We start from the raw sequence: 22369 nt of genomic DNA, 5'->3' as shown, positions 1-22369 counted from the left end.
TCCTGAGTTCTGGCACGCGTGACTGAAACGGGATTGATTAGGTCCGTAAACATAATGAAATGGCTGACTTCACTGACGATTGCAATAGGAATTGCTTGCCATCCCGCCGCCGCACAGACGGCGACGACACCCCCAACGGCGTTAACCGCCTCTTCGCAACAACGTGATGTTTATGTCAATGATCTGCTGAAGAAAATGACGCCGGAGGAGAAAATAGGTCAGCTCCGCTTGATCAGCGTCGGTAGGGATAATCCCAAGGCCGCCATCCGCGAGATGATCCGCAATGGGCAGGTCGGCGGGATCTTCAATACCGTGACTCGCCAGGATATCCGTGCGATGCAGGATCAGGTGATGCAGCTGAGTCGCCTCAAGATCCCGCTCTTTTTCGCCTATGACGTCGTGCACGGTCAGCGCACGATTTTCCCGATCGCATTGGGGCTGGCTTCTACCTGGGACGAGGCCGCCATCGCCACGTCCGCGCGCGTTTCCGCCTATGAAGCGACGGAGGATGGCCTGAACATGACCTGGGCGCCGATGGTGGATATCACCCGCGATCCGCGCTGGGGACGCGTCTCCGAAGGGTTTGGCGAAGACACCTGGCTCACGGCCGACATCGCGCGGATCATGGTCAAAGCGTTTCAGGGCGATGATCTCACGTCGCGCCATTCGCTGATGACCAGCGTCAAACATTTCGCGCTGTACGGCGCGGTGGAGGGCGGACGGGATTACAACACCGTCGACATGAGCCCGCAGCGCATGTTTCAGGACTATATGCCGCCCTACAAAGCGGCGATTGATGCCGGCAGCGGCGGCGTGATGGTCTCCCTGAACAGCATCAACGGCGTACCGGCGACGGCCAACCGCTGGCTGCTGAAAGAGTTACTGCGGGACCAGTGGCACTTTACGGGGATCGCTGTCAGCGACCACGGCGCGATTAAAGAGCTGATCAAACACGGCGTGGCGGCCAACCCGCGCGACGCTTCGCGCATTGCGTTGCAGTCCGGTATCGGCATGAGCATGAGCGATGAGTATTTCATCCGCTATTTGCCCGAACTGGTGAAAACGGGCGCGGTCAGCCAACGGGATATCGATGACGCCTGCCGTCAGGTACTGAACGTCAAATACGATATGGGGTTGTTCCAGGATCCGTACCGTCATCTGGGCGCGGCGGAGTCTGACCCGCCCGACACCAACGCGGAAAGCCGTCTGCATCGGCGGGATGCGCGTGACGTCGCACGGAAAAGTCTGGTGCTGCTGAAAAACCGGCTCAACACGCTGCCGTTGGCGAAGGGCGGCACCATTGCGGTCATCGGGCCGCTGGCCGACAGCAAACGCGACATCATGGGGAGCTGGTCTGCCGCGGGCGTCGCCGCACAGTCGGTCACGGTATATCAGGGAATGCGCAACGTCGTGGGCGACAGGGCGCGCTTGCTGTACGCCAAAGGCGCCAATGTGACGGACCATGCGGGGATCGTCCAGTATCTCAACCAGTATGAAGCGGCGGTGAAAACGGACCCGCGCACTCCGCAGGTCATGCTGGATGAGGCGGTGAAAACCGCAGAGCAGGCCGATGTCGTCGTCGCCGTGGTCGGGGAAGCGCAAGGGATGGCGCATGAAGCCTCCAGCCGCGCCAATATCACGCTGCCGGACAGCCAAAAAATGCTGATCGACGCGTTGAAAAAGACCGGCAAACCGCTGGTGCTGGTGCTGATGAACGGGCGGCCATTGTCGCTGGTGCGCGAGGACCAGCAGGCGGATGCGCTGCTGGAAACCTGGTTCAGCGGCACCGAGGGAGGTAACGCCATCGCCGATGTGCTGTTCGGCGATTACAACCCGTCGGGCAAGCTGCCGATGTCGTTCCCGCGTTCGGTGGGGCAGATCCCGATTTACTACAATCACCTGCCGACGGGACGTCCCTATACCCCGGAAAATCCCGGCAAGTACACGTCCCACTATTATGATGAGGCCAACGGGCCGCTCTATCCCTTCGGCTATGGGCTGAGCTACACCACGTTTGACGTGTCCGACGTGCGGCTGTCTCGTCCGGTGATGCCGCGCAACGGCACCGTAACGGCTTCCGTCAGCGTGAAAAATACCGGTAAGCGCGCGGGGGAGACGGTCGTACAGCTCTATTTGCATGATGTCGTCGCTTCGATAAGCCGTCCGGTGAAGGAGCTGCGGGGCTATCGCAAGGTGATGTTGCAGCCGGGAGAGACGAAGACCGTCAGCTTTACGGTGACGCCGCAGGACCTGATGTTCTACAACATGCAGTTGCGACAGGTCGTCGAGCCGGGCGATGTCGATGTGATGATTGGTTTAGATTCGCAGCGGGTGAAAAGCCAACGCTTTACGCTACTGTAACCTAGAGCGCGGCGGCCGGAAATCGCGGCCGTCAAAACTGCTGCCCTGAATGCCTCTCTGGATTCAGGGCAGCGTCGTGATGGAAGGAGGGGGCGTAAAACGCCATTCGGCTGACCGTCAGGTGCCGGAAGTCAGGACGATATAACCGACCAGCATGACCCCGCCAATCCCTCCCAGCGCACACAGCCCAAATACGCCGATTGCACACAGCTTGCTTAACTTCATCCGCTTATCCTTTTATGTGTCCTCTGCGATTATAGATTTTCAGCCCGGGGATACAAGCTGACGGCTTGTGGGGTCATCACTCGACATTCAAACAGCGACGCGTTTGGCGAGCGTGTTTGAGCGCGCGGTTTTACCTGAGCAGCAGGTACGCGCCCAACCCAAACAGCACGACGCCCGCGCCGCGTTCCAGCCAATGTATCGAGCCCGCGAGACGACGTTGCAGCGATGGACGCGCAATCAGCATGGCGATAGACACATCCCATACCAGTACCCTCAGCACCCTATAACGTTCTGCTCATCGCCTGCGGGCTGAGAGGCGTCGTCATGCTGAGAGAGAACCGCCTGTTTTGTGAATACATCAGCGCGCTTTCAATCCCGGCCAACGGTGACGCGTGAAGACGGCTGATTATCTGCATAATCTGCTGAAAGAGCACTCCAGATGAGTAAGTGACAATGTCACTAATGAGCGATCCGCTGTCATTATCACCTCTTTTGAGCCGATGGTCGCACCATTGTGCGTTGAGGTACACCTATGATAGCGGCGGGTTTTCCCCGGCAGCGGGTTACAGCTATGCGGCAGGCCCGGCGGAATGACGACAACGTCGCCCGCGTTGAGCAAACAAGTCTGTTCTCCCACGCGGCATTGTGTGCTGCCGCGTTCCAGACAGCCGACGGACAGCTGTGCATGGCTATGCACTTTATACGGCTGCCGGCTCTGCCAGGTGGAACGACATTCCAGAAACGGGAATTGGGGAGAAAACCAATAGCGCTGTTGCAGGGTTCGAATGGGGGGCATGGCGGTCGGCAGGGAAAATGAATCGGCTCATCAACCTAATCCGTATTGGCGTTTTTGTCGAGCCGCGTCGCGGCATTACAGGCTGACGTAGGGGGGAGGTCTGTGGGACAATACGGGCCGAATGAAATCAGATGTTGAGCAGGCATGACCCTTTCCCCCGCAATCAAACAGCAGATAGGCCAGTGGTACAAGGCCTTGCAGGAACAGATCCCCGACTTCGTTTCTCGCCCGCCTCAGCGGCAGATGATCGCGGAGGTCGCACGCACGTTGGCGGGCGATTACCCGCGTCATCTGGCGATAGAGGCGCCGACCGGCGTAGGTAAAACGTTGTCGTATCTGATCCCCGGTATTGCGGTGGGAAGAGCGGAGACGAAGACGCTGGTGGTCAGCACCGCCAACGTGGCGTTGCAGGATCAGATTTTCAGCAAAGACCTGCCGTTGCTGCGTAAATTTATCCCCGATCTGACCTTCACCGCGGCTTTCGGCCGGGGCCGCTACGTCTGCCCGCGCAACCTGTCCGTGCTCGCGACCGACGCTGAAGCGCAGGGTGATTTGCTGCTGTTTCTGGATGAAAAACAGGCGCCGTCCAGCCGTGAAGAACGGGAGACCTGCGCGCAGCTGGAGAAAGATCTGCACACCGGCAAGTGGGACGGCCTGCGCGACCACCACCAGAAAACGCTCAGCGATGGGCTGTGGCGTCGGCTCAGCACCGACAAGGCCAACTGCCTGGGACGCAACTGCCACTATTATCGCGATTGTCCTTTCTTTCTGGCCCGACGCGAGATTGAAGACGCGGATGTCGTGGTCACCAACCACGCGCTGGTGATGGCGGCCATGGAGAGCGATTCGGTCCTGCCGAGCGCTAAAAACCTGCTGCTGGTGCTGGATGAGGGCCACCATATTCCAGACGTCGCCCGCGACGCGCTGGAGATGTCGGGCGAAGTGACAATTGGCGCGGTGCAGCACCAGCTGGACCAGTTCATCCAGCAGATGGGCGTTTGCCTGGCGCAGTTTGCTCCCAAATCGCCGCCGCGGCTGAGCCAGCCGGACCGGCTGGCCGAACACTGTGCCGAGATCCGCGAGCTGATCCAGTCTTTTGAGCGTATGAGCACGCTGTTTTTACCGGCTGCTTCGCCGTCGGCGGACTACCGCTTCCCGATGGGCAAGTTGCCGGATGAGATGCGTGAGCTTTGTTCCCGCCTGTTCAAACTGACCGACAGCCTGCGCGGGCTGACGGAGTATATGCTGAACGATCTGGCTGAAAAAACCGGCAAGCATGATGTCGTGCGATTGCATCAGACGATGCTGCGCATGAGTCGGCTGCTGGGATACTTCGAGTCGCAGAGCAAATTGTGGCGGCTTGCCGCGCTGGAACAGGCCTCACAGGCGCCGGTCTCTAAGTGGCTGGTGCGGGAAGTGCGCGACGGCCAGCTTCATCTTTACCTGCACTGCGCGGGCATCCGCGTCTCGGATCAGCTTGACCGCCTGCTGTGGCGCAACTTGTCTCATGTGGTGATCACCTCCGCCACGCTGCGTTCGCTGAACAGTTTCTCCCGGTTGCAAGAACTGACGGGGCTGGGAGAGGAGGACGGCGATACGTTCATCGCGCTGGATTCGCCCTTTAATCATCGTGATCAGGGCAAGCTGGTGATCCCCAAAATGAGCTATGAACCGTTGATGGCGCAGGAAGAGGATCATATTGCCGAAATGGCGCGTTTTTTCCGCGCCGAGCTAAAGCGCGACGCGCATAAAGGGATGCTGATGCTGTTTGCCAGCCAGCGCGCGATGCAGCAGTTTCTGACCCAGGTCGCCGATCTGCGGCTGATGCTGTTGGTGCAGGGCGACAAGCCGCGTTATCGGCTGGTGGAACTCCATCGTCAACGGGTCGAAGAGGGGCACACCAGCGTGTTGATCGGGCTGCAGTCCTTCTCCGAAGGGTTGGACCTGAAAGGCGAGCTGCTCTCGCAGGTGCATATTCACAAAATTGCGTTCCCGCCGATCGACAGCCCGGTGATCCTGACCGAGGGGGAATGGCTGAAAAGTCTAAAGCGGCACCCGTTCGTGGTACAGAGTCTGCCGAGCGCGTCATTCAGCCTGATCCAGCAGGTGGGGCGTCTGATTCGAAGCCATACCTGCTTCGGCGAAATCATCATCTACGATCGCCGCCTGCTGACCAAGGGCTACGGCGCCCAGCTGCTGGCCGCGCTGCCGGTCTTCCCTATCGAACAGCGGGATATGCCCGCGCCCTGATTTTCTCTGTCATCGCCGCCGGTCAGCCGCCGCGCATTCGCTTGTGCGTCGCGCGGCAAACGCTGCTCAACGCGGTCAAAACATGCTATTTTCGCTGCAAACGAGTCGTATTAACGCTGAGAAACGTCATGGATTACACCAAAATCATTAAAGAGGTCGGGCGCGGAAAAAATCATGCCCGCGACCTGGATCAGGAGACGGCGCGCGCGCTCTATGAGGCGATGCTGAACGACGCCGTTCCGGAGCTGGAACTGGGCGGATTGCTGATCGCTTTTCGTATCAAAGGCGAGGCGGAAGCGGAAATGCGCGGTTTCTATCAGGCGATGACGGCACGGACGTTATCACTGACGCCGCCGGTCGGTCGCCCGCTGCCGGTGGTGATCCCCAGCTACAACGGCGCACGGCGACAGGCCAATCTGACCCCGCTGCTGGCGTTGTTGCTGCATAAGCTGGGTCTGCCGGTGGTGGTGCATGGGGTCAAAACCGATCCCACGCGCGTGACGACCTGTTCCATCCTGCACGAGATGGGCTTAGCGCCGGCGGAGTCTCGGGAGGCGGCGCAACGGCAGTTGGATCGCGGCGAGCTGGTTTTCCTGCCTATCGACGTGCTATGTCCGCCGATGGAACAGCAGCTAAATATGCGCTGGCGCATGGGCGTACGTAATAGCGCACATACGCTGGCGAAAGTCGCCACGCCGTTTGCGCCTTCGGCCGCGCTGCGGCTGGCCAGCGTGTCACACCCTGAATATATCGCGCGCGTCGGAACGTTTTTTGAAGATATCGACGGACGCGCGCTGCTGATGCCGGGCACTGAGGGCGAAGTCTATGCCAATCCCCGGCGCTTTCCTGAAACCTATTTTATTCATCGCCAGCAGCGGCACCTGTTGCAAGCCCGCCAGGATATGATCATCGAGCGGTCGGCATTGCCCGCCTCCTCCGATGCCGTCGCGACAGCGCAGTGGACGTCCGCCTGTCTGACGGGCGAGCAACCGGTGCCGCAAGCGATCATCATGCAGCTGGCCTGTTGCCTGGTCGGCTGCGGTGAAATCGATTCACTGGCGCAGGGCGTGGACGAAGTTGTACGGCGGCTGGCGGCGTAACCGTCGGTCGTGAACGACTCGGGTCTTCGCGCCCGTGCCGCCACCGTGTCCTATGCTTGAAAGATTCATTCCGAAGAGAACGACCGTTCAATCACAGTAATTGGATGAGGGCGGCGCGGTAGCGGAAAGCGGCTGCCGCGCCCGAACCTGCATTGACGTTAAGGAGCAGCCATGCAGCAGATAGTGGATTATTTCAACGCGCTGAATAGCGATTACCTCGCCGTCCATCAGGCGAAAGAAGACCTGTTTTGGCAGCTATATATGGGCATTGGCGACGATGAGGTGGCGGCGCGATTTTCCGCCGCAGAAAGCGCCTATAAGCGATTTATCGCCCAACCGCAGAAACTGGCGGAACTGCGTGAACAGATCTCGGCGCTGGAGGCGCTACCTGAATCAGCGCAGCAGCAGGCGCTGCTTCACGGACTGCAAGGGTGGTATCGCTTCTTCGACTGCAACGTGATTGAAGATCCGGAAGCCCAGTCGCTGATGGAGGCGCTGATCGCGGCGGAAAGCGATTTGTACGCGCGTCGTCAGACCTATCAACCTACTCACCTGAACGCCGACGGCGAACGTGTCTCCGCGTCGCTGGGCGAGTTGCTGACCAATCAGGCGACGAATGATAACGAAAGCTATCGCCGCAGCTCGCAGGAGGCGCTGCGCGATCTGGAGCAGTGGCTGCTGAACAATGGGTTCCCTGAACTGGTCCGGCTGCGCAACCGCTTTGCCCGACAGATGGGCTATCGCAACTATTTCGACTACAAGGTGAACAAAACCGAGCGTATGACGCCGGAGCAGCTGTTCACTATTCTCGACCGTTTCGAAGCTGAGACGCGTGACGCCAATCAGCGCAGTTTGGAACAGCTGGCGGCGGAAAAGGGCGCGGAAGCGCTGTCGCCGTGGAACATACGCTACGCCAGCGCAGGCGACGTGACGCGTCAGCTGGATCCCTATTTCCCCTTCGCCGCTTCGCTGGCGCGTTGGGTCGACAGCTTCAAACGGCTGCATATCGGTTTCAACGGTGCGGTGTTGAACCTCGACCTGCTGGTGAGAAAAGGCAAGTATGAGAACGGCTTCATGCATCAGCCTGTGCCGCCGTTCGTGAATCAGGGACAGTGGATCCCGGCGCGTATCAATTTTACCAGCCTGGCGAAACCGGATCAGATCGGCAGCGGGGCGCACGGGATCAATACGCTGTTTCATGAGGGCGGGCACGCCGCGCACTTCGCCAATATCCGTCAAAACGCGCCGTGCTTCGCGCAGGAGTACCCGCCCACGTCTATGGCGTATGCGGAAACTCAGTCCATGTTCTGCGATAGTCTGTTGCAGGATGCCGACTGGCTGAAACGTTATGCTCGCAGCCGCAGCGGTGAGACGATCCCCGACGCGCTGATTCAGGAAGACATCCGCACGCGCCAGCCGATGCGCGCCTTCAACGAGCGTCACATCCTGCTGGTGCCTTACTTCGAGTGGCAGCTTTATCAATGGGAGGATGCGCAGCTGACGCCGGAGGCCATCACCCGGTTGGCGCGGGAAACGGAACAACGCATCATCGGTATTGAAGGCAGTCCGCGTCCGACGATAGCCATTCCGCATCTGCTGTCGATGGAGTCGGCGTGTTCGTATCAGGGCTATTTGCTGGCGCTGATGGCCGTCGAGCAGACGCGGGCCTTTTTCCTGCGTCGCGATGGCTACCTGACGGATAACCCCGCTATCGGCCCGGATCTGGCCCGCCATTACTGGCAGCCGGGCAACAGCGTCAGCCACGATGAGACACTGCGCAGCCTGACGGGCGAGGGATTCAACCCTGACTATCTGGCTCAGGCGTGCAACATGACGGTGGAGCAGGCGTGGCAGGAGGCGCAGGAGATGATGACATCAGCAGCGGCGCGTCCGCAGCCAGCGGCGGATTTCGATTTGCAGGCGCATATCCGCGTCGTCGACGGCGAGCGGGTGCTGGCGGATAATCGCCAGGGCGATGCGACGATGTGTCAGGCATTTGCCGCTGAAATTGAACGCGAGTACCCGGTCGTGAAATAACGGTCCCCCCGCGTGGCTATTGCCATCCTCCCCGGCGTCATTTCCGTCGTGTCGGCCAGCCTTACAACCCGTAAGGCTGGCCTTTTTGTGAGACTTTGTCCAAGCCGCGCCACGCGATGACGGCGTATCGCAGATGGCCGAAATGTCGGCCTTGTCACGGGACGGTCACAATGACGATCTAGGCTGTTTGCCATGTAAATTTTCTGCGTCGTTTTTTCTATGCCGGGAAAGACGGCTGACCTTCTATTTGAAATGCAAGGAAATAACATGCGCTATTCTTCTCTCTTCGTCGCCGTTGGCTGTGCGTTAACGCTCTCTCAGGCGGCGGCCGCCTTACCTGAACCTACGCTGCATGTGGCGAAGATAGAGGTTCAATCCACCACCGCAGCCAACGCCAGCTCGGAATACGTCGCGCTCGAAAAGCGGGTGCAAACGCATTTGCAGGACATGCTGCGCGGCAACGCGCAGGCGCTGACCCGGGCGCAGCTGGAGAGTGCGCAACAGCAGTCACCGCAGGCAGATATGGCGTGGCTGAAAACCGCAGACTATGACTTCCAGAAGAATGCGCGGGAGCAAGACAGTATCAAATTGTTGTCGGCGTTCCACTCGCTGACGCCGACGTTGCTGCGTCAAAATCGCGCTACGGTGGAGCGAATCAATCAGGATGCCTCAGACGCCCTGCGGCAAAAGGCGCTGATCGATGCGGAGAACATCCGCTATTTTTACGCGCTGGCGGAAGCGCTTGGACCGAGGCTAGGCAATGCCTTTATCGACGTTTATCAGCGTGGTGAGATGGGCAAAGCCGCGGCGTTGATCAAGGCCAGCGCCGTCAGCACGTCTCCGGCGAAACAGTTTTACCATTATCCACGTCCGTTTAAACGGCCGGGAAACGCGGTCCATCTGGTGCCGGATACGGCGGTCGTCAATGATTCCGTACCTTACACCGCCTCGGGCGATGCGTTCCCGAGCGGCCACACCAATAGCGGCTACAATGATGCGTTGCTGCTGGCGGAAATGTTGCCTGAGCGCTTCGTTCCGCTGATTGACCGTGCGGCGACCTACGGTTACTCCCGCGTTGTGCTGGGCGTGCATTATCCGCTGGATGTGATGGGCGGCCGTATGACGGCGGAGAATCAGATTGCCACGCTGATGAACGATCCGGAGTACAAGAAGCTGTTCACAGAGGCCAAAGCTCAGATGCGTACCGCGTTGGAACAGGCCTGTGGTATGAGCCTGGCGAAGTGCGCGCAGCCGCAGGGTAAAGACGATCCTTACACTCACCCCGCCATGCGTCAGCTTTATCGCTTCACGATGAGCTATGGACTGCCCGCCTCCAAAGTGGCCGCGCGTCCGGTCAGCGTGCCAAAAGGCGCTGAAGTCCTGTTGGAAGGACCGTTGCCGGAGCTAAGCGCCGAGCAGCGTCGCGCGCTGATGCTGAAAACGGCGGAGGCGGATGGCTATCCGCTGTCGGGCAGCAGCGAGGGTAACTTCTGGCAGCGCGTGAACTTGCACGATGCCGTGCTGGCCAGCAAACAGAGATAAAACAGGGACGCCTGTGGCGCATAGACGTAGGGATAAGTGAGATAAAAACAGAACGTATCCGCGAGGATACGTTCTGTTTTTGGCGATTATGCCACGTGTTGCAGGAACTCTCGCAGACGTTCGCTGGGGGGATGACTGATTAACGCGTCCGGTTCGCCGTCTTCCGCGATGCGGCCTTTATCGATGAAGATCAGGCGCGATGCGACTTTCTGGGCGAAACCGACTTCGTGGGTGACGATGACCATCGTCATACCTTCTTCCGCCAGATCTTTCATGACGGTCAGTACTTCGTGACGCAGCTCCGGGTCAAGCGCCGAGGTAGGCTCATCGAACAGCATCATCTTCGGTTTTACCGCCAGCGCACGTGCAATCGCCACGCGCTGCTGCTGACCGCCCGAGAGTTCGGACGGGTAGTGATGCGCCCGTTCGGACAGCCCCACTTTTTCCAGCAGCGCCATCGCCTGCTTCTCGGCCTCTTCCTTACTGGCGCCCCGGACGCGAATAGGACCGAAAGCCACGTTTTCCAGCGCGGTCATCTGTGGGAATAGATAGAACTGCTGGAAGACCATGCCGGCTTCCTGACGGATGAGGCGTTCGTCCACTTTGGGGTCGTTCACTTTCAGCCCGTCGACCACCAGCTCTCCGCTGGTAATCTCTTCGAGTTTGTTGATGCAGCGCAGCAGGGTGGACTTCCCAGAGCCGGACGGGCCGATAATCACCACGACTTCGCCCTGATTGATTTTCAGGTCGATATCATGGAGAACCTGTGTTTGCCCATAGTGTTTAGAAACGTTTTTAAATTCAATCATATAATTTTAAGTCTTCTTTCCAGACGGCGCAGAAGGAAGCTCAGCACCAGCGTAATAACCAGATAAATCACGGCGACCGCACTCCAGATTTCCAGTGCGCGGAAGTTCCCCGCGATGATCTCCTGCCCCTGACGGGTCAGTTCAGCAACACCGATGACGATAAACAGCGAAGTATCCTTGATGCTGATAATCCATTGGTTGCCCAGCGGCGGCAGCATCCGGCGCAGCGCCAGCGGAGCAACGACATAGCGCAAGGTGTCGCGGCGAGACAGCCCCAGCGCCATGCCAGCTTCAGAGAAGCCTTTATTGATCGACAAGACCGAACCGCGGGTAATCTCCGCGATATACGCGCCTGAGTTAATCATGATGGTGACGACGGCGGCGGCGAAAGGGTCGATGCGAACCGAGGTCAGGATCATCGGCAATGCGAAGTAGATGAACATCACCTGTACGACAATCGGCGTGCCGCGAATGATTTCGATAAACACCAGCGCGATACGGCTGGATATCCAGTTGCCGTAAACGCGCACGAAACCCGCGAATACGCCAATAATGACGCCACCCAGCAGACCCAACACTGAAATTAACAGGGTCATTTTGGCCCCTTCCATCAGAAGGGGCAGGGAAGGCCAAATGGCACTCCAATCAAACTGCATGAAATTTCTCCACAAACTAACGGCGATTATTTAGGTTCAGTACCGAACCATTTCTGATAGATGGCTGCATAGGTGCCGTTTTCACGCAGGGTTTTCAGCGCACCGTTCACCCGTTCGCGTAACTCACTGTTTTTCGGGAAGGCGATGCCGTACTGCTGGGCTTTGATGGAGTCGCCGACGGCTTTGAACTGTCCGTGGCCGGCGGTTTTGATGAAGTAGAGGATGTTGGGCGTGTCATGCAGCACCGCATCGGCGCGATTCGTGGCCAACTCCATATAGGCGTTGTCGATGTTAGGGAACTGACGCAGGCTTTTGGTTTTGATATTGGCCTTCGCGTAGTCTACGGAGCCGGTGCCGCTCTTCACGGCGACAACTTTATCTGTCAAATCCTGCTCGCCTTTGATTGCCTGATTATCGGCTTTCACCATCACCAGCAAACCGCTGTCGTAGTAGCCGTCAGAGAAATCGATCGCCCGTTTGCGCGCATCGGTGATGGTGATGCCGGCTAGCGCGACGTCGATATTGCGGGTCTGCAGCGCCGGAATAATACCGCTGAAATCCATTGGCTTCAGGGAATAGTTCACATTCAACTGTTTGGCGATGGCGTCCCACAAGTCGATATCGAATCCAACGTATTTGTCGCCTTGCTTGAACTCAAAAGGCACAAACGCGGTATCGGTTGCTACGATCAGCGGCTTATCAGCTGAATGACTGCTGAAGCTACAGGCGAGCACAAGTGCGGCTACCGAAGCTTTGAGAAATGACTTCATTGGTTGTTTCCTATAAACACAGTTGTATTTCACTGCTTTTGAGGAGTAATACTGTCGCTGCGAATGGGATCCACACAGCATGTACAGCAGTTTTGGAGCGGTACCGCCTGTGTTTTTGTCACAGACGTTTTATGTGCACACTGCACCAATATGATTAACTTAATTGACTTGGAGTGACAACTGTTGATTCGCCTGTAGGCTAAATATTCGGGCTTTGAGGTTTTTTTTTGTACATCCTGACGAGAAATTCTTCAGGAAGCGAAAAGTCTGCGGGGCGGGGAAAAGGGTGCGACAGAAACAAGCAGACCGCCCATAGGGGCGGTCTGCAACAGCATCATTAATCCTTAAGGATTATTCGATGTTGGATTCGATGAACCACAGGAATTTGTCCAGGTCACGCGAAGCGGCGGTCAGGATGTCTGCCGTATCGTCGTCTTCGGTCGAAACAATACCTTTACGGGTTTCGTTGGCGACGATACCGTAACGTTCCGCCAGCGCTTTCAGGTGGTCCTGAACGTTATGAATATCGGTCGGGTAGCTTTTCAGCGACGTATTTGCGTTAATCGCCTGAGTGGTGCCCAGTGCGACGCCGCCCAGCTGTACGACACGTTCTGCGATGGTATCCAGATGGTCGACGATAGTGGTGCGGAAGGTGTCCAGCATTTCGTGAACACCGATGAAGTTCGCGCCACGCATGTTCCAGTGAGCCTGTTTCGTGATCAGAGATAGGTCAGTAAAATCAACCACCAATTGGTTCAGCAGCTTGATGGTGGAAACTTTAATTTCATCATCCTGATCGTTAAGCGTGTAACGTAGTTCTGAAGAGGTGGATTTTACCAGTTTAGCTGTACGCATAAGTGTTGCCCTCTTAATTCAATAATCATTAGATTTGATGTTCAACGAGGGTAATTATAGCAGCTCCACCGAAAGCAGTTGTATAAATTTGCCTATCGAACAGATAGACACTAACGTTAAAGTTTAATGACATCATAATGTTATCGCAAATTACACACATTATCATTTGCAGTGCGTCTAGCTAAACAGCCTGTTTTTCATTAGCTATTTTCTTTGTTCTTCCTCCACTCACGTTAGAATAAGGACTCAGGGTGAATATAAGGCACGTCATTCCCAAGGCGTGGTTTGTCAGCCGACGGTCCGTTTAAAAGTAACCGCTTCCGTTTCGACAGTATGCTTAGCGGTGGATGTATGCCCCTGAATTAGAGATGACATTTTAACCGGTAGATAATTGAGCTTCCAATCCGACAACGATTTAGGCCGATATCTCGAATAAAATCGCCCTGACGAATTAATTTTTAGAAAATCGTACGGAATGTAACAGCAGGTTTTTGACCGATTGTCGAAGGACTCGAGCCGTGCTAATGATAGCAAAATCTCGTGCTGATTTTTGATAGCATGACTTTTAGCTGTAAGGGAAATATTTTGGCATGCGAAACTTGAGTCAACTTTGTTTAGACACCCGCTAGCATAAATTTAAAAGCTTGCCAGTTTTAAGCCTTATTTTTCTTATAATTCTTTTCATTGGCTATCTTTCTTTGTCAGAAAAGTCACTTTCGGAAAGAAACTGTATAAAGAATGGGCATAAATATTCAAAAAGAAAAACAAAATCATTAATGGATAAATTATTTGCTAATCATTTACCATTGCTGACTTTAATTTACGTATTGTTTGTGTACTAAAGACTAACTTTGTGTGAGAGACATGATTCAGAATTTTCTGCATTTTTAATTCTTTGCACTTTATGTTTTCATGACAAAGTTTCCATTGTTAACTCAATGAAATTTAAGAGGTTACCTTGTTTAAGAAAATCCTTGTTACATGTTTAACCTAATTGAAAAGTATTTGTGGCTCAGCAACAACGCGGATTTGTTGTTATATTTATAGCGCTTTAATATTCTTTCATAAGAGTGATTCGAGGCTGTATATGAAAAAAATTGCGTGTCTTTCAGCTTTGGCTTGTGTTTTAGCCGTAAGTGCCGGTTCTGCGATGGCTGGCGAGAGTACTGTATCTGCAGGTTATGCCCAGGGCGATGCTCAAGGCGTTATGAACAAGCTCCCGGGTTTCAACCTGAAATACCGTTATGAATTCGACAACTCACCGCTGGGTGTGATCGGTTCATTCACCTACCTGCAAGATAGCCAAACCGTAAATAACGTCTATCAGAAAGGGACTTATTACGGCTTCAGCGCTGGTCCTGCTTTCCGCTTCAATGACTGGGCAAGCATCTATGGTGTTGTCGGTATGAGCAGCGGTAAGTACACCCACAACGCTGATAACGGTACTGCCAACGCCAAGAACGATGATGTTGGCGTTGTATACGGTGCCGGTCTGCAGTTCAACCCAATGCAGAATATTGCGCTGGATGTAGGTTACGAACAAAGCCGTATCCGCAGTGTGGATATTGGCAGCTGGAACGTTGGCGTAGGCTACCGTTTCTAATCGTATCGAAGCATTGACCTCTTTTTAGGGTAAATGTATCTGTAAAACCCGCTCTTCGGAGCGGGTTTTTTTATGCTTCAGTATCATAGCTTATGCCGGTTTTTGTCCGCCCATTACAGAAATTGACCCCCTCATCGGCGTTTCGTTCCGTTTATTTTGACTTGTTTTGCCCAACCAATCTCTTTTCTCGTGAGTGGAGAGGGGTTACGTTTTGTACACGTATCGTGCCGTCTGGCTGTTGCCTATACTGGTACTACGGCCTACTTCTTTAAGGAGAGTCTCATGCCTTCGCCTCAATCTGTGACGCCGCAAATTGCGCAACAATTGCTAAAGATGGGCGCGGTGTTGGTGGATATCCGTCTAATCGACGAGTACGCGCGCGAACACATCCCTCATTCGGTGTCTTGCCCGATGGCATCATTGAATGCCGATAAGCTGCGAGAAGTCCTCTCAGGTGCGAACAGCGTGATTTTTTTGTGCCTTTCGGGGATGCGATCTCATCAGCATCGCGCACAGCTGGCCGAGGCGGCGGGAACGGCTCAGACCTATTTGCTTTCCGGCGGATTGCAGGCATGGAAGCGGGCTGGCTTACCCATTGTTAAAGGCGAGCGACCGTCGGTCGATATCATGCGGCAAGTTCAAATCGTTGCGGGCGGCACGGTGTTGGCGGGGGTAATTTTGGGCCAGGTGATGCATCCGGCATTTTATTGGCTGGCGGGGGTCTTCGGGGCTGGACTGCTGTTTGCTGGGATCAGTGGCTATTGCGGTTTGGCGCGTGCTCTCATGCGCATGCCGTGGAATCGCGAACGATAGACTGGGCCAGTGCATGCGGATTGATTAAGGGATGAACTCAGGCGTCATGCCATTGTTTTTGCCTATTTCACGTTGAGTTGTATTCGAGGTAACGTGCTAGAATACAAAGAAAAAGAGAATAATAATGGGGCTCCTTCTAAAAGCTGTACTTGGCGCACTGATTGTTGTGCTGATTGGACTGTTAGCAAAGACACGTAATTATTATATCGCCGGACTCGTGCCGCTTTTCCCTACCTTCGCCCTGATTGCTCACTATATTGTTGGCAGCGAACGCGGGTTAGATGCGCTGCGCTCGACCATCTTGTTTGGCATTTGGTCTGTTATCCCTTACCTGATTTATCTCATTTCGCTCTACTATTTCACGGATTCGATGAAGTTGGCGCAGGCGCTAGCGGCCGCCGTGGTCTGCTGGTGTATTTCCGCAGCAATACTCATCAAGATCTGGAGCTGGTATCACGCTTTGTAGCCCGTCAACAGAGCGAACAAGGGGAGGGGGATTTTTACCACTCCCAGGGAAACCACTCAGAGGTCATCAAATATATGATGACTTCTGCTAAGACGACGAATATCAGTAAAAGAATCAATTTTTTTCTCCACAGCCAGTCGCTCAATGACATGATTGTTTACCTCTCGTTCTTCATCATGATGCGCATCAAAACCGCGCTATGTCATGTATAGCGTATCAGAAGACGTTCTTCTGGGAGGTAGTCAGTCCGCTATTCCTGCTTTAGGTTGGCTAGCTGTTTTTTGATTGTTAAGAAAAGAAAAGCAGTTTGACTGTGTAAAGTAGACACCCCCCAAAAAAAGACTATTTTTCGGTGATGAAATACATGCTGTGAACAATCAATTGAAAATAACCCTTGCTTAACTTTTTGGTACATGCGTTAATGTATTCATCGGTTTGGCATACAGACCTTATGTAAAGCATTTTAGTAAAGCAGTTCTCAGTTCAAGCGTTATCCTACATAGATACCTCTTTTCCGTGAGTCTCCTCCTAAGCGCCTATAAATAAATTCTGCTAACAGACCATGTTTGTCGCTCTAACGCGACCTCGAAAATAAAGGAAGTATTTATGTCTGATAAAATGACTGGTTTAGTAAAATGGTTCAACGCTGATAAAGGCTTTGGTTTCATCACTCCGAGCAATGGTAGCAAAGACGTGTTCGTTCACTTCTCTGCCATCCAGGGTGATAGCTTCAAGACTCTGAACGAAGGCCAGAAAGTTGAATTCTCCGTTGAAAACGGTGCAAAAGGTCCTTCAGCTGTCAACGTTGTTGCTGAATAATCTTTTTAATGTTGATGTTGGTTACGATAGCGAAGAAGGGAATGCCCGGAGCGGTTAATCAGCATCATCTGAAATGATGAATAACGCATAAATATTAATAAAAATATTCCCAGCGTTATTGATTAATTTCACAAAAAACGCCTCATGTCATCATTGTCATGAGGCGTTTTTTTTATGCTTTTTGTATGCTTATGTCGGTGAGCTGATTATATAGCATTTCTCGAATCGAATGACGTCAATTATCCCCAAACGATCGCTGCCCAGCGGAACAACAGCAGAACGATAATAATCAATATTAGTGTAAGAACCATCTTCCAGTGTTTATTGGCGAATAATCGGGACATACATCCTCCTGAGGGTTGATGGCGAAGAAGAGGCTCCATTCGAACTCTTTCGACAGATCTACATGCCATTTTAGTCATAATTTCATATATCGTTAGGTCAAAAGCGAAATCACCCTGCGTGCTCATAGCCCTCGGCGGAGAAGGTATAAGGATTGATGCCAAAAAGCTGAAGATTGAAGGTTGTTAACTTGCCGCTCCTTATATGGGGGCTGGCTTTATGTCATGCGCGATAACGATTAGGTCACCAAACTGGCGCTGCGATCAAAGCAAACTCACTTTTCCCTTCTTATCAGTGCCGACCAAAGTCCTATTCTGGAAATGGCTGCGCCGTTGCGGCATTTTGCTGGCGATGTCACGCGTACACATTGCGCTCATTCATTCTTGAGGAACAGGCGCTGGCGTCAGGTGAAATACTGGCCTTCTTTGTCGTTAAGTCCGTCGTTTTAACTGCAACATGTGCCGGTGAGATTGATGGTGGAGGAGGGGGATTCAATCACTTGTCGATTCGTAAAAATGGGGTAGGCCATACGGGATAGGGTCAACAATGAGGACTTTATTCCCTAAGAACACGGCGTTTGTTGCTGTCTCAATGGATGAATGAAAAGCGCATAGAAGCTTTTCATTCATCGACATCAATTACCACATCAAGTAATCAGGTACTTTGAAGTCGGCGTAAGGATCTTCTTCATCCTGCTCTTCCTGGCTGAGCGCGCTATTCAACACGATGCTGTTCGCATCGCGCTGAGCAATTTTATCGGCCACGCTGGCGGGGATAATGGCATAGTCGCTCTCGCCATTGTTATCTTTGACTAAACGAGCGATGGCAAGACGACCGCTGATCAACTGAGTTTGCGTCAGCTTATCCACCACGATTTTTTTGATTAAATTACCATCTGTGAAATTGAAGCCAATATCGCCTCTTGAGATATTGATTCTGTTCATTTCAATCAGCTGCTTCACTTGAGCTTTATACTCTTTGGATAATGCAGCCTGTTTCTGCTGTTCGTTTAGCTGTTTATCCCGCTCCAGTTGCGCTTTTTTATTTTCTTCTACTGCCGCTCTTGCCTCACGCGCCTGAACTCGTGACTTTTTAGCCGTCCTTTGGACTTTGGCCATTTTTTTGCTGGTCACTAATCCCGCTTTCAGCATCTGTTCTTGTAAGGTCAGTTTGGTCATCTTCGTTTCTAAATCCATTAAATAATATTGTGATTATACCTGTAATTTCGGAGGCTGTATCAGGTTGCAGGACTTCATCCCCCTTGGCTTGAGCTTGGCCGGAACGATGAAGGCTGGCGGTGTCGAATACCCTCTTTCCGATTATTACGCCTTAACGGGGTGAAAATGCAGAATACCAACCTTGCACGGTGTCCTGAAGAGTACCGCAGATTCAGGGGACGCAGGGGGCGAACCTTGAGATGAGTCGCCTCTGTTCAGCATATATTCGAAGAGGAAAGGGTCGCCCAATACGATAAAAGCCTTCCCCTGACTATAAACTATGGGATAGCTGAGTTTGTCACCGTGCCGACGATGATGCCACTCAGGCTGTCATTCATACCGAAATTCTGCCTACGGATGCCGAGGGATTCGGCAAGAGGGTTCAGACCTTAAGCAATTTCACCGTGGCATCTATATCTATCTCATCTTCCGTGAAGATTAACGTTGAACCCTGGAAGGTAGTGATCGCGAGTTTTCTCAACGGACGCATCTCACCCGGTTTAACTTCTGATTTCGGCCTGATACATCCCATCAGCGCACCGACAGACAGCACCGTATTTTCTTTATCGATGCGGGTATCGGCAGGGACTTCTTCACTGTAAACCAGGAAAGACTTGATGGACGCGAGCTTCACTCGCTCGCCGGCGATATAGATATATTTGCTTTCTGGTATGACTTTCACCGCGTAGGCAGACAACCCCTTGTTGTTGGTGGTAGGTTCGAAAGTCACTGCCGCATCTTTTTTGATGAGATCAGGGTTGGCGACTTTGATGACATGAAAATAACGGTTGTCCCCATTTTCATCTTGGATAAATCCAAAGCCTTTATCTTTGAACCAGGTTGTGATTGTTCCATTCATCGCCATTACCGCCTATTTGATCGTTAATCTACGCTATTTTTGCAGCGCGCAGTGTAAAGCACAATGACTACGCAGACTACGCCTTTGGCCCAAGTCTCAATGATATAATTCTAATAGGCAAAGGCATCAGCCACGGGTGATAACTGACGGGGCCACTAAGTTTATCCATAACGGCTGGAATGAAGTCTCAGTGAGGCTAAACAGGTTAGTGGGGCGACTCAAGTCAAAGAGGGGGAAGAGGAGGATGCTTGGAAGTATAACAAGAAAAGCTGCAACCAACGCCTTAATCGTCCGACGGTTTTGCTTTGAAAAGCCCCGAGCATCATTGTCAATCCGGCCTGGGGAGAGGTGCCGGGCAGCTATCTCCATCATAAACTCATAAACAATGCGCTCTTGTGCCCAAGCAATCGTCCGAGCTGACCGTGAATTACATTAATGTTCCTCGAACCAGGCGGTTAAGTCCTGCTGGCGGCAGCGCATTGCTGTGGTTAAACTATGATAGTGCTGTACAGATATCCCTGGGAAAACGAATAATAATGTTAAAAGGAATGAGTAATGATTAAGAAAGTTGTATTCGCCGCGATAGTTATCTTTTCGTCATCTGTTTCGGCGAAAACAATGAAAGACTTCTTTTCTGAACATCCTGCACTTTACGAAAACATATACACGAGGCAGGCCATTAAAGAGCAGGCTGATGGCCTGGCGGCTTTAGACGCAATGGGCGAGGATACGCCAATAACCTCATTAGCTAAAAAACAAAGCCAGCTGATTCGTGATGAAGGTTATAACTATGCTGAGTTGGCATTAAGAGATCTTGTGACTTATTGTGACGACCAAGATTTAGCAACGTTGCATCGTCTGAGAGAAGCGGAATGCGAAATTCTTGCCACTGAATCGGATAAATAAGTCTCACATGCAACGCTCCTGATAAGCCGTGTGTTAATAAGAGAAAAAGGACATAAAGCTCACCTTAGTGGGCTTTATGCATGAATAATCTACCGTCGGCGCATTATCAACAGCTCACCGCTGGTCATATTTTGGATACTCCCCTCATCCTGTCAGAAATATCGACCACCGGCGCATGGAATAAGCCCGCGAAAGCGAGCCTTACTGAAGCATCATGTTTTGAGCCAATTATAGGCCTATCGCTTTAGCGCCTTACCCTCATGTTTATCCAAGATCGCGACTATATCGTGATGGTTATTCGCTTCCGCTCTGACTAAAGGGCTATATTCCTCACGGTCGGTGACATTGACATCAACGCCTTTCTTTAAAAGAAAGACCACGACCTCTTTATTGCCATTCAGGCTGGCTAACTGCAGCGGTCTATAACAAACTCGAATGAGGGTTTGTCATAGCGCTGGTATTGGATGAGATTCTTCTTTTCGAAGTTTAATGACTCTTTTAACCAAGAACGTCATTTTTATAGATGCTCGTTCCAATCATGTCTGTAATTATGAGGGGGACAATTTTCAACTGTACGAATAATGACTCTTAACTAAACACTACCAGCGCTTTGCGTGGTTTAAGACGATTGGTACGATGATGGGGCCGGGGTACCTGTCTCACAGCAGGTGATACTTAGCTGTCAGGACGTCATCTCCACACCTGTGTAATGACGCAATAATTCACACTTAGATTAATTTCGGTGCTCGCAAGTTTTATGAAATATTCATAACAACTAGCCATAAAAAATCGATGATATATAGTAAAGACAAGGGAGTGTGCAATTAGATAATCCTCGATTTTATCTGACAAAATAAAAATCGAGATGGGTATCGTTTCATTTGTTTGAGGTTGATAATGACTAACGCTGTTAATTAATCAGCAATGAATTATTGATTCACTCTGGTCATTGAGCCTTTAAATAAAAAATAGGAGGTATTTATGCCATGCAAAAGCTATGTTCTGGGTTATTCAGAACGAGAAATGCAAAGGATCGCTTTTCAAGCCGGAATGCTTGACCCTATTACCAAACGTATGTTGCAAGCCGCCGAAATAAGGGATGGACAAGATATTTTAGATATTGGTTGTGGTTCAGGGTATGTCAGTCAATTGGCTGCCAAATTGGTTGGCGACGGGGGGGCTGTCATTGGTATAGAACAGAGCGAGGCGGCGCTAAACTTTGCTTGCAGCACCGGCCTGAAGAATGTCTCGTTCGTACAGGGGCGGTTTGAGAAATATGAATTTGAAAAACAGTTCGATATCGTGGTGGGGCGAACGGTTTTACTTTTTCAGGATGACGTCATTTCTTTCCTCAGGAGAGCTGTGAAATGGGTCAAACCAGGGGGGTACCTGGCATTCCATGAAATTGACTGTAGTAGGCAATGTCAATCTAAGCCACCGGTAGCGCTTTGGGACCGAACGATGACAGAGCTTCTACTCCGTTTGAGAAACGGCTGTCCACAGTACGATATAGGACAACGTTTTGTTCAGGCATTCGACGAAGCCGGGCTGCCAACACCGAATGTATCTTATGAGATCCCTGTCGCGGGGGGGCATGCTGAAGATCTCTGTCTTTGGGCTGTTGAAACCTTATGCAGTTTATCCGACCAACCTGAGCGGATTGTGTTTGCAGATGGAGAGGTCATGGACCCTGCGAGGCTATTGGCATCGTTGCAAGAAGATATCTTCAATGCAAGGTCACAAGTGGAGTTTTTAGGTCAGGCTTGCGCCTGGGTCCAAATCAAATAGAAAGGGCTGCCTATGCGCGAGCTGTCTCAATTACGAAGGGATATGGCTGTCGTGGACGGGGCAGCCCACGACAGTTCACCGGAATCATGCGCCCGTGCAGGTACAAGAGCGTTTCGAATAGGGCTATAGACGTAATAACATAAATAAATTTCACA

General features: G+C 52.7%; 22 protein-coding genes. 11 read left to right on the top strand and 11 right to left on the bottom strand.

Annotation, left to right across the window (positions count from 1 at the left end; all coding sequences use genetic code 11):
• Positions 1–54: 54 nt before the first annotated feature.
• Complete coding sequence (bglX, locus tag BLU64_RS09050; protein WP_074728434.1) at positions 55–2361, top strand: beta-glucosidase BglX; 2307 nt, start codon at positions 55–57, stop codon at positions 2359–2361.
• A 117-nt stretch (positions 2362–2478) separates the two neighbouring features.
• Here the strand turns inward: bglX and BLU64_RS17620 are convergent, their stop codons facing one another.
• From BLU64_RS17620 to BLU64_RS09045, 3 genes are all read right to left on the bottom strand, one after another.
• On the bottom strand, positions 2479–2586 hold the full coding sequence (locus BLU64_RS17620; protein WP_026743361.1) for a membrane protein: 108 nt from the start codon (positions 2584–2586) through the stop codon (positions 2479–2481).
• A 130-nt stretch (positions 2587–2716) separates the two neighbouring features.
• Positions 2717–2866, bottom strand: a complete 150-nt coding sequence (locus BLU64_RS17425) for a hypothetical protein (protein WP_157755383.1) — start codon at positions 2864–2866, stop codon at positions 2717–2719.
• A gap of 126 nt (positions 2867–2992) precedes the next feature.
• Positions 2993–3382, bottom strand: coding sequence for an AraC family ligand binding domain-containing protein (locus BLU64_RS09045; protein ID WP_071999791.1), 390 nt, complete (start codon positions 3380–3382; stop codon positions 2993–2995).
• 144 nt (positions 3383–3526) lie between these two features.
• On the opposite strand from BLU64_RS09045, the gene dinG reads away from it, so the two are divergent.
• The 4 genes from dinG to BLU64_RS09025 all read left to right on the top strand — a co-directional run bounded on the left by dinG (position 3527) and on the right by BLU64_RS09025 (position 10311).
• Positions 3527–5632 (top strand): ATP-dependent DNA helicase DinG, encoded by a 2106-nt coding sequence (dinG, locus tag BLU64_RS09040; RefSeq protein WP_074728433.1) that lies wholly within the window; start codon positions 3527–3529, stop codon positions 5630–5632.
• A gap of 128 nt (positions 5633–5760) precedes the next feature.
• Positions 5761–6732: a DNA-binding protein YbiB gene (ybiB, locus tag BLU64_RS09035; protein ID WP_074728431.1), complete on the top strand. Its 972-nt coding sequence runs from the start codon at positions 5761–5763 to the stop codon at positions 6730–6732.
• A gap of 171 nt (positions 6733–6903) precedes the next feature.
• On the top strand, positions 6904–8769 hold the full coding sequence (locus tag BLU64_RS09030) for a M3 family metallopeptidase (protein ID WP_074728429.1): 1866 nt from the start codon (positions 6904–6906) through the stop codon (positions 8767–8769).
• A gap of 267 nt (positions 8770–9036) precedes the next feature.
• A complete protein-coding gene (locus BLU64_RS09025; RefSeq protein WP_026743366.1) occupies positions 9037–10311 on the top strand; it encodes an acid phosphatase in 1275 nt (424 codons plus the stop codon).
• A gap of 86 nt (positions 10312–10397) precedes the next feature.
• Here BLU64_RS09025 and glnQ read toward each other — a convergent pair whose 3' ends face one another.
• The 4 genes from glnQ to dps form a co-directional block, all read right to left on the bottom strand.
• Complete coding sequence (gene glnQ, locus BLU64_RS09020; protein ID WP_026740541.1) at positions 10398–11120, bottom strand: glutamine ABC transporter ATP-binding protein GlnQ; 723 nt, start codon at positions 11118–11120, stop codon at positions 10398–10400.
• Complete coding sequence (gene glnP / locus BLU64_RS09015) at positions 11117–11776, bottom strand: glutamine ABC transporter permease GlnP (protein ID WP_026740540.1); 660 nt, start codon at positions 11774–11776, stop codon at positions 11117–11119. The genes glnQ and glnP overlap by 4 nt, the downstream gene beginning before the upstream one ends.
• Before the next feature lie 26 nt (positions 11777–11802).
• Entirely contained in the window at positions 11803–12546 is a 744-nt protein-coding gene (gene glnH / locus BLU64_RS09010) for a glutamine ABC transporter substrate-binding protein GlnH (RefSeq protein ID WP_074728428.1), read from the bottom strand.
• Positions 12547–12897: 351 nt separating this feature from the next.
• Entirely contained in the window at positions 12898–13401 is a 504-nt protein-coding gene (gene dps, locus BLU64_RS09005; protein WP_026743368.1) for a DNA starvation/stationary phase protection protein Dps, read from the bottom strand.
• A 1087-nt stretch (positions 13402–14488) separates the two neighbouring features.
• Here dps and ompX point away from each other — a divergent pair.
• The 4 genes from ompX to cspE all read left to right on the top strand — a co-directional run bounded on the left by ompX (position 14489) and on the right by cspE (position 17102).
• Positions 14489–15004 carry an outer membrane protein OmpX gene (gene ompX / locus BLU64_RS09000; RefSeq protein ID WP_026743369.1) on the top strand — a complete coding sequence of 172 codons (516 nt, stop codon included), beginning with the start codon at positions 14489–14491 and terminating at the stop codon, positions 15002–15004.
• A gap of 282 nt (positions 15005–15286) precedes the next feature.
• Positions 15287–15817: a rhodanese family protein gene (locus tag BLU64_RS08995; RefSeq protein ID WP_026743370.1), complete on the top strand. Its 531-nt coding sequence runs from the start codon at positions 15287–15289 to the stop codon at positions 15815–15817.
• A 124-nt stretch (positions 15818–15941) separates the two neighbouring features.
• Positions 15942–16283 carry a GlpM family protein gene (locus BLU64_RS08990; RefSeq protein ID WP_026743371.1) on the top strand — a complete coding sequence of 114 codons (342 nt, stop codon included), beginning with the start codon at positions 15942–15944 and terminating at the stop codon, positions 16281–16283.
• 606 nt (positions 16284–16889) lie between these two features.
• Positions 16890–17102, top strand: coding sequence for a transcription antiterminator/RNA stability regulator CspE (gene cspE / locus BLU64_RS08985; protein ID WP_026740534.1), 213 nt, complete (start codon positions 16890–16892; stop codon positions 17100–17102).
• A 239-nt stretch (positions 17103–17341) separates the two neighbouring features.
• On the opposite strand, the gene yniD is transcribed toward cspE, so the two are convergent.
• The 3 genes from yniD to BLU64_RS08975 form a co-directional block, all read right to left on the bottom strand.
• Positions 17342–17446: a small membrane protein YniD gene (gene yniD / locus BLU64_RS17785; RefSeq protein ID WP_099049267.1), complete on the bottom strand. Its 105-nt coding sequence runs from the start codon at positions 17444–17446 to the stop codon at positions 17342–17344.
• A 636-nt stretch (positions 17447–18082) separates the two neighbouring features.
• A complete protein-coding gene (locus BLU64_RS08980) occupies positions 18083–18622 on the bottom strand; it encodes a DUF2058 domain-containing protein (RefSeq protein WP_026743372.1) in 540 nt (179 codons plus the stop codon).
• A 421-nt stretch (positions 18623–19043) separates the two neighbouring features.
• Complete coding sequence (locus BLU64_RS08975) at positions 19044–19526, bottom strand: cold-shock protein (protein WP_026743373.1); 483 nt, start codon at positions 19524–19526, stop codon at positions 19044–19046.
• A gap of 549 nt (positions 19527–20075) precedes the next feature.
• Here BLU64_RS08975 and BLU64_RS08965 point away from each other — a divergent pair.
• The gene (locus BLU64_RS08965) at positions 20076–20426 is read left to right on the top strand and encodes a hypothetical protein (protein WP_026743375.1); all 351 of its coding nucleotides are present in this window, start codon (positions 20076–20078) and stop codon (positions 20424–20426) included.
• A 236-nt stretch (positions 20427–20662) separates the two neighbouring features.
• Here BLU64_RS08965 and BLU64_RS17875 read toward each other — a convergent pair whose 3' ends face one another.
• Positions 20663–20842 (bottom strand): ankyrin repeat domain-containing protein, encoded by a 180-nt coding sequence (locus tag BLU64_RS17875; RefSeq protein WP_410409544.1) that lies wholly within the window; start codon positions 20840–20842, stop codon positions 20663–20665.
• A 565-nt stretch (positions 20843–21407) separates the two neighbouring features.
• On the opposite strand from BLU64_RS17875, the gene BLU64_RS08955 reads away from it, so the two are divergent.
• Entirely contained in the window at positions 21408–22214 is an 807-nt protein-coding gene (locus BLU64_RS08955; protein WP_074728426.1) for a class I SAM-dependent methyltransferase, read from the top strand.
• Positions 22215–22369 lie beyond the last annotated feature (155 nt).

Source organism: Lonsdalea quercina (assembly GCF_900107885.1).
Lineage (GTDB): Bacteria > Pseudomonadota > Gammaproteobacteria > Enterobacterales > Enterobacteriaceae > Lonsdalea > Lonsdalea quercina.
Note: the sequence above shows the minus strand (reverse complement) of the source record. Positions and strands in the feature narration are given on the sequence as shown.

Coding starts and splice junctions, on each gene's coding strand:
- BLU64_RS08995 (WP_026743370.1), top strand. CDS start 15,287: ATGCCTTCGCCTCAATCTGTGACGCCGCAAATTGCGCAACAATTGCTA.
- bglX (WP_074728434.1), top strand. CDS start 55: ATGAAATGGCTGACTTCACTGACGATTGCAATAGGAATTGCTTGCCAT.
- dinG (WP_074728433.1), top strand. CDS start 3,527: ATGACCCTTTCCCCCGCAATCAAACAGCAGATAGGCCAGTGGTACAAG.
- BLU64_RS08955 (WP_074728426.1), top strand. CDS start 21,408: ATGCCATGCAAAAGCTATGTTCTGGGTTATTCAGAACGAGAAATGCAA.
- BLU64_RS09025 (WP_026743366.1), top strand. CDS start 9,037: ATGCGCTATTCTTCTCTCTTCGTCGCCGTTGGCTGTGCGTTAACGCTC.
- cspE (WP_026740534.1), top strand. CDS start 16,890: ATGTCTGATAAAATGACTGGTTTAGTAAAATGGTTCAACGCTGATAAA.
- ybiB (WP_074728431.1), top strand. CDS start 5,761: ATGGATTACACCAAAATCATTAAAGAGGTCGGGCGCGGAAAAAATCAT.
- dps (WP_026743368.1), bottom strand. CDS start 13,401: ATGCGTACAGCTAAACTGGTAAAATCCACCTCTTCAGAACTACGTTAC.
- BLU64_RS09030 (WP_074728429.1), top strand. CDS start 6,904: ATGCAGCAGATAGTGGATTATTTCAACGCGCTGAATAGCGATTACCTC.
- ompX (WP_026743369.1), top strand. CDS start 14,489: ATGAAAAAAATTGCGTGTCTTTCAGCTTTGGCTTGTGTTTTAGCCGTA.
- BLU64_RS08975 (WP_026743373.1), bottom strand. CDS start 19,526: ATGGCGATGAATGGAACAATCACAACCTGGTTCAAAGATAAAGGCTTT.
- glnQ (WP_026740541.1), bottom strand. CDS start 11,120: ATGATTGAATTTAAAAACGTTTCTAAACACTATGGGCAAACACAGGTT.
- glnH (WP_074728428.1), bottom strand. CDS start 12,546: ATGAAGTCATTTCTCAAAGCTTCGGTAGCCGCACTTGTGCTCGCCTGT.
- glnP (WP_026740540.1), bottom strand. CDS start 11,776: ATGCAGTTTGATTGGAGTGCCATTTGGCCTTCCCTGCCCCTTCTGATG.
- BLU64_RS09045 (WP_071999791.1), bottom strand. CDS start 3,382: ATGCCCCCCATTCGAACCCTGCAACAGCGCTATTGGTTTTCTCCCCAA.
- BLU64_RS08990 (WP_026743371.1), top strand. CDS start 15,942: ATGGGGCTCCTTCTAAAAGCTGTACTTGGCGCACTGATTGTTGTGCTG.
- BLU64_RS17620 (WP_026743361.1), bottom strand. CDS start 2,586: ATGAAGTTAAGCAAGCTGTGTGCAATCGGCGTATTTGGGCTGTGTGCG.
- BLU64_RS08965 (WP_026743375.1), top strand. CDS start 20,076: ATGATTAAGAAAGTTGTATTCGCCGCGATAGTTATCTTTTCGTCATCT.
- yniD (WP_099049267.1), bottom strand. CDS start 17,446: ATGTCCCGATTATTCGCCAATAAACACTGGAAGATGGTTCTTACACTA.
- BLU64_RS08980 (WP_026743372.1), bottom strand. CDS start 18,622: ATGACCAAACTGACCTTACAAGAACAGATGCTGAAAGCGGGATTAGTG.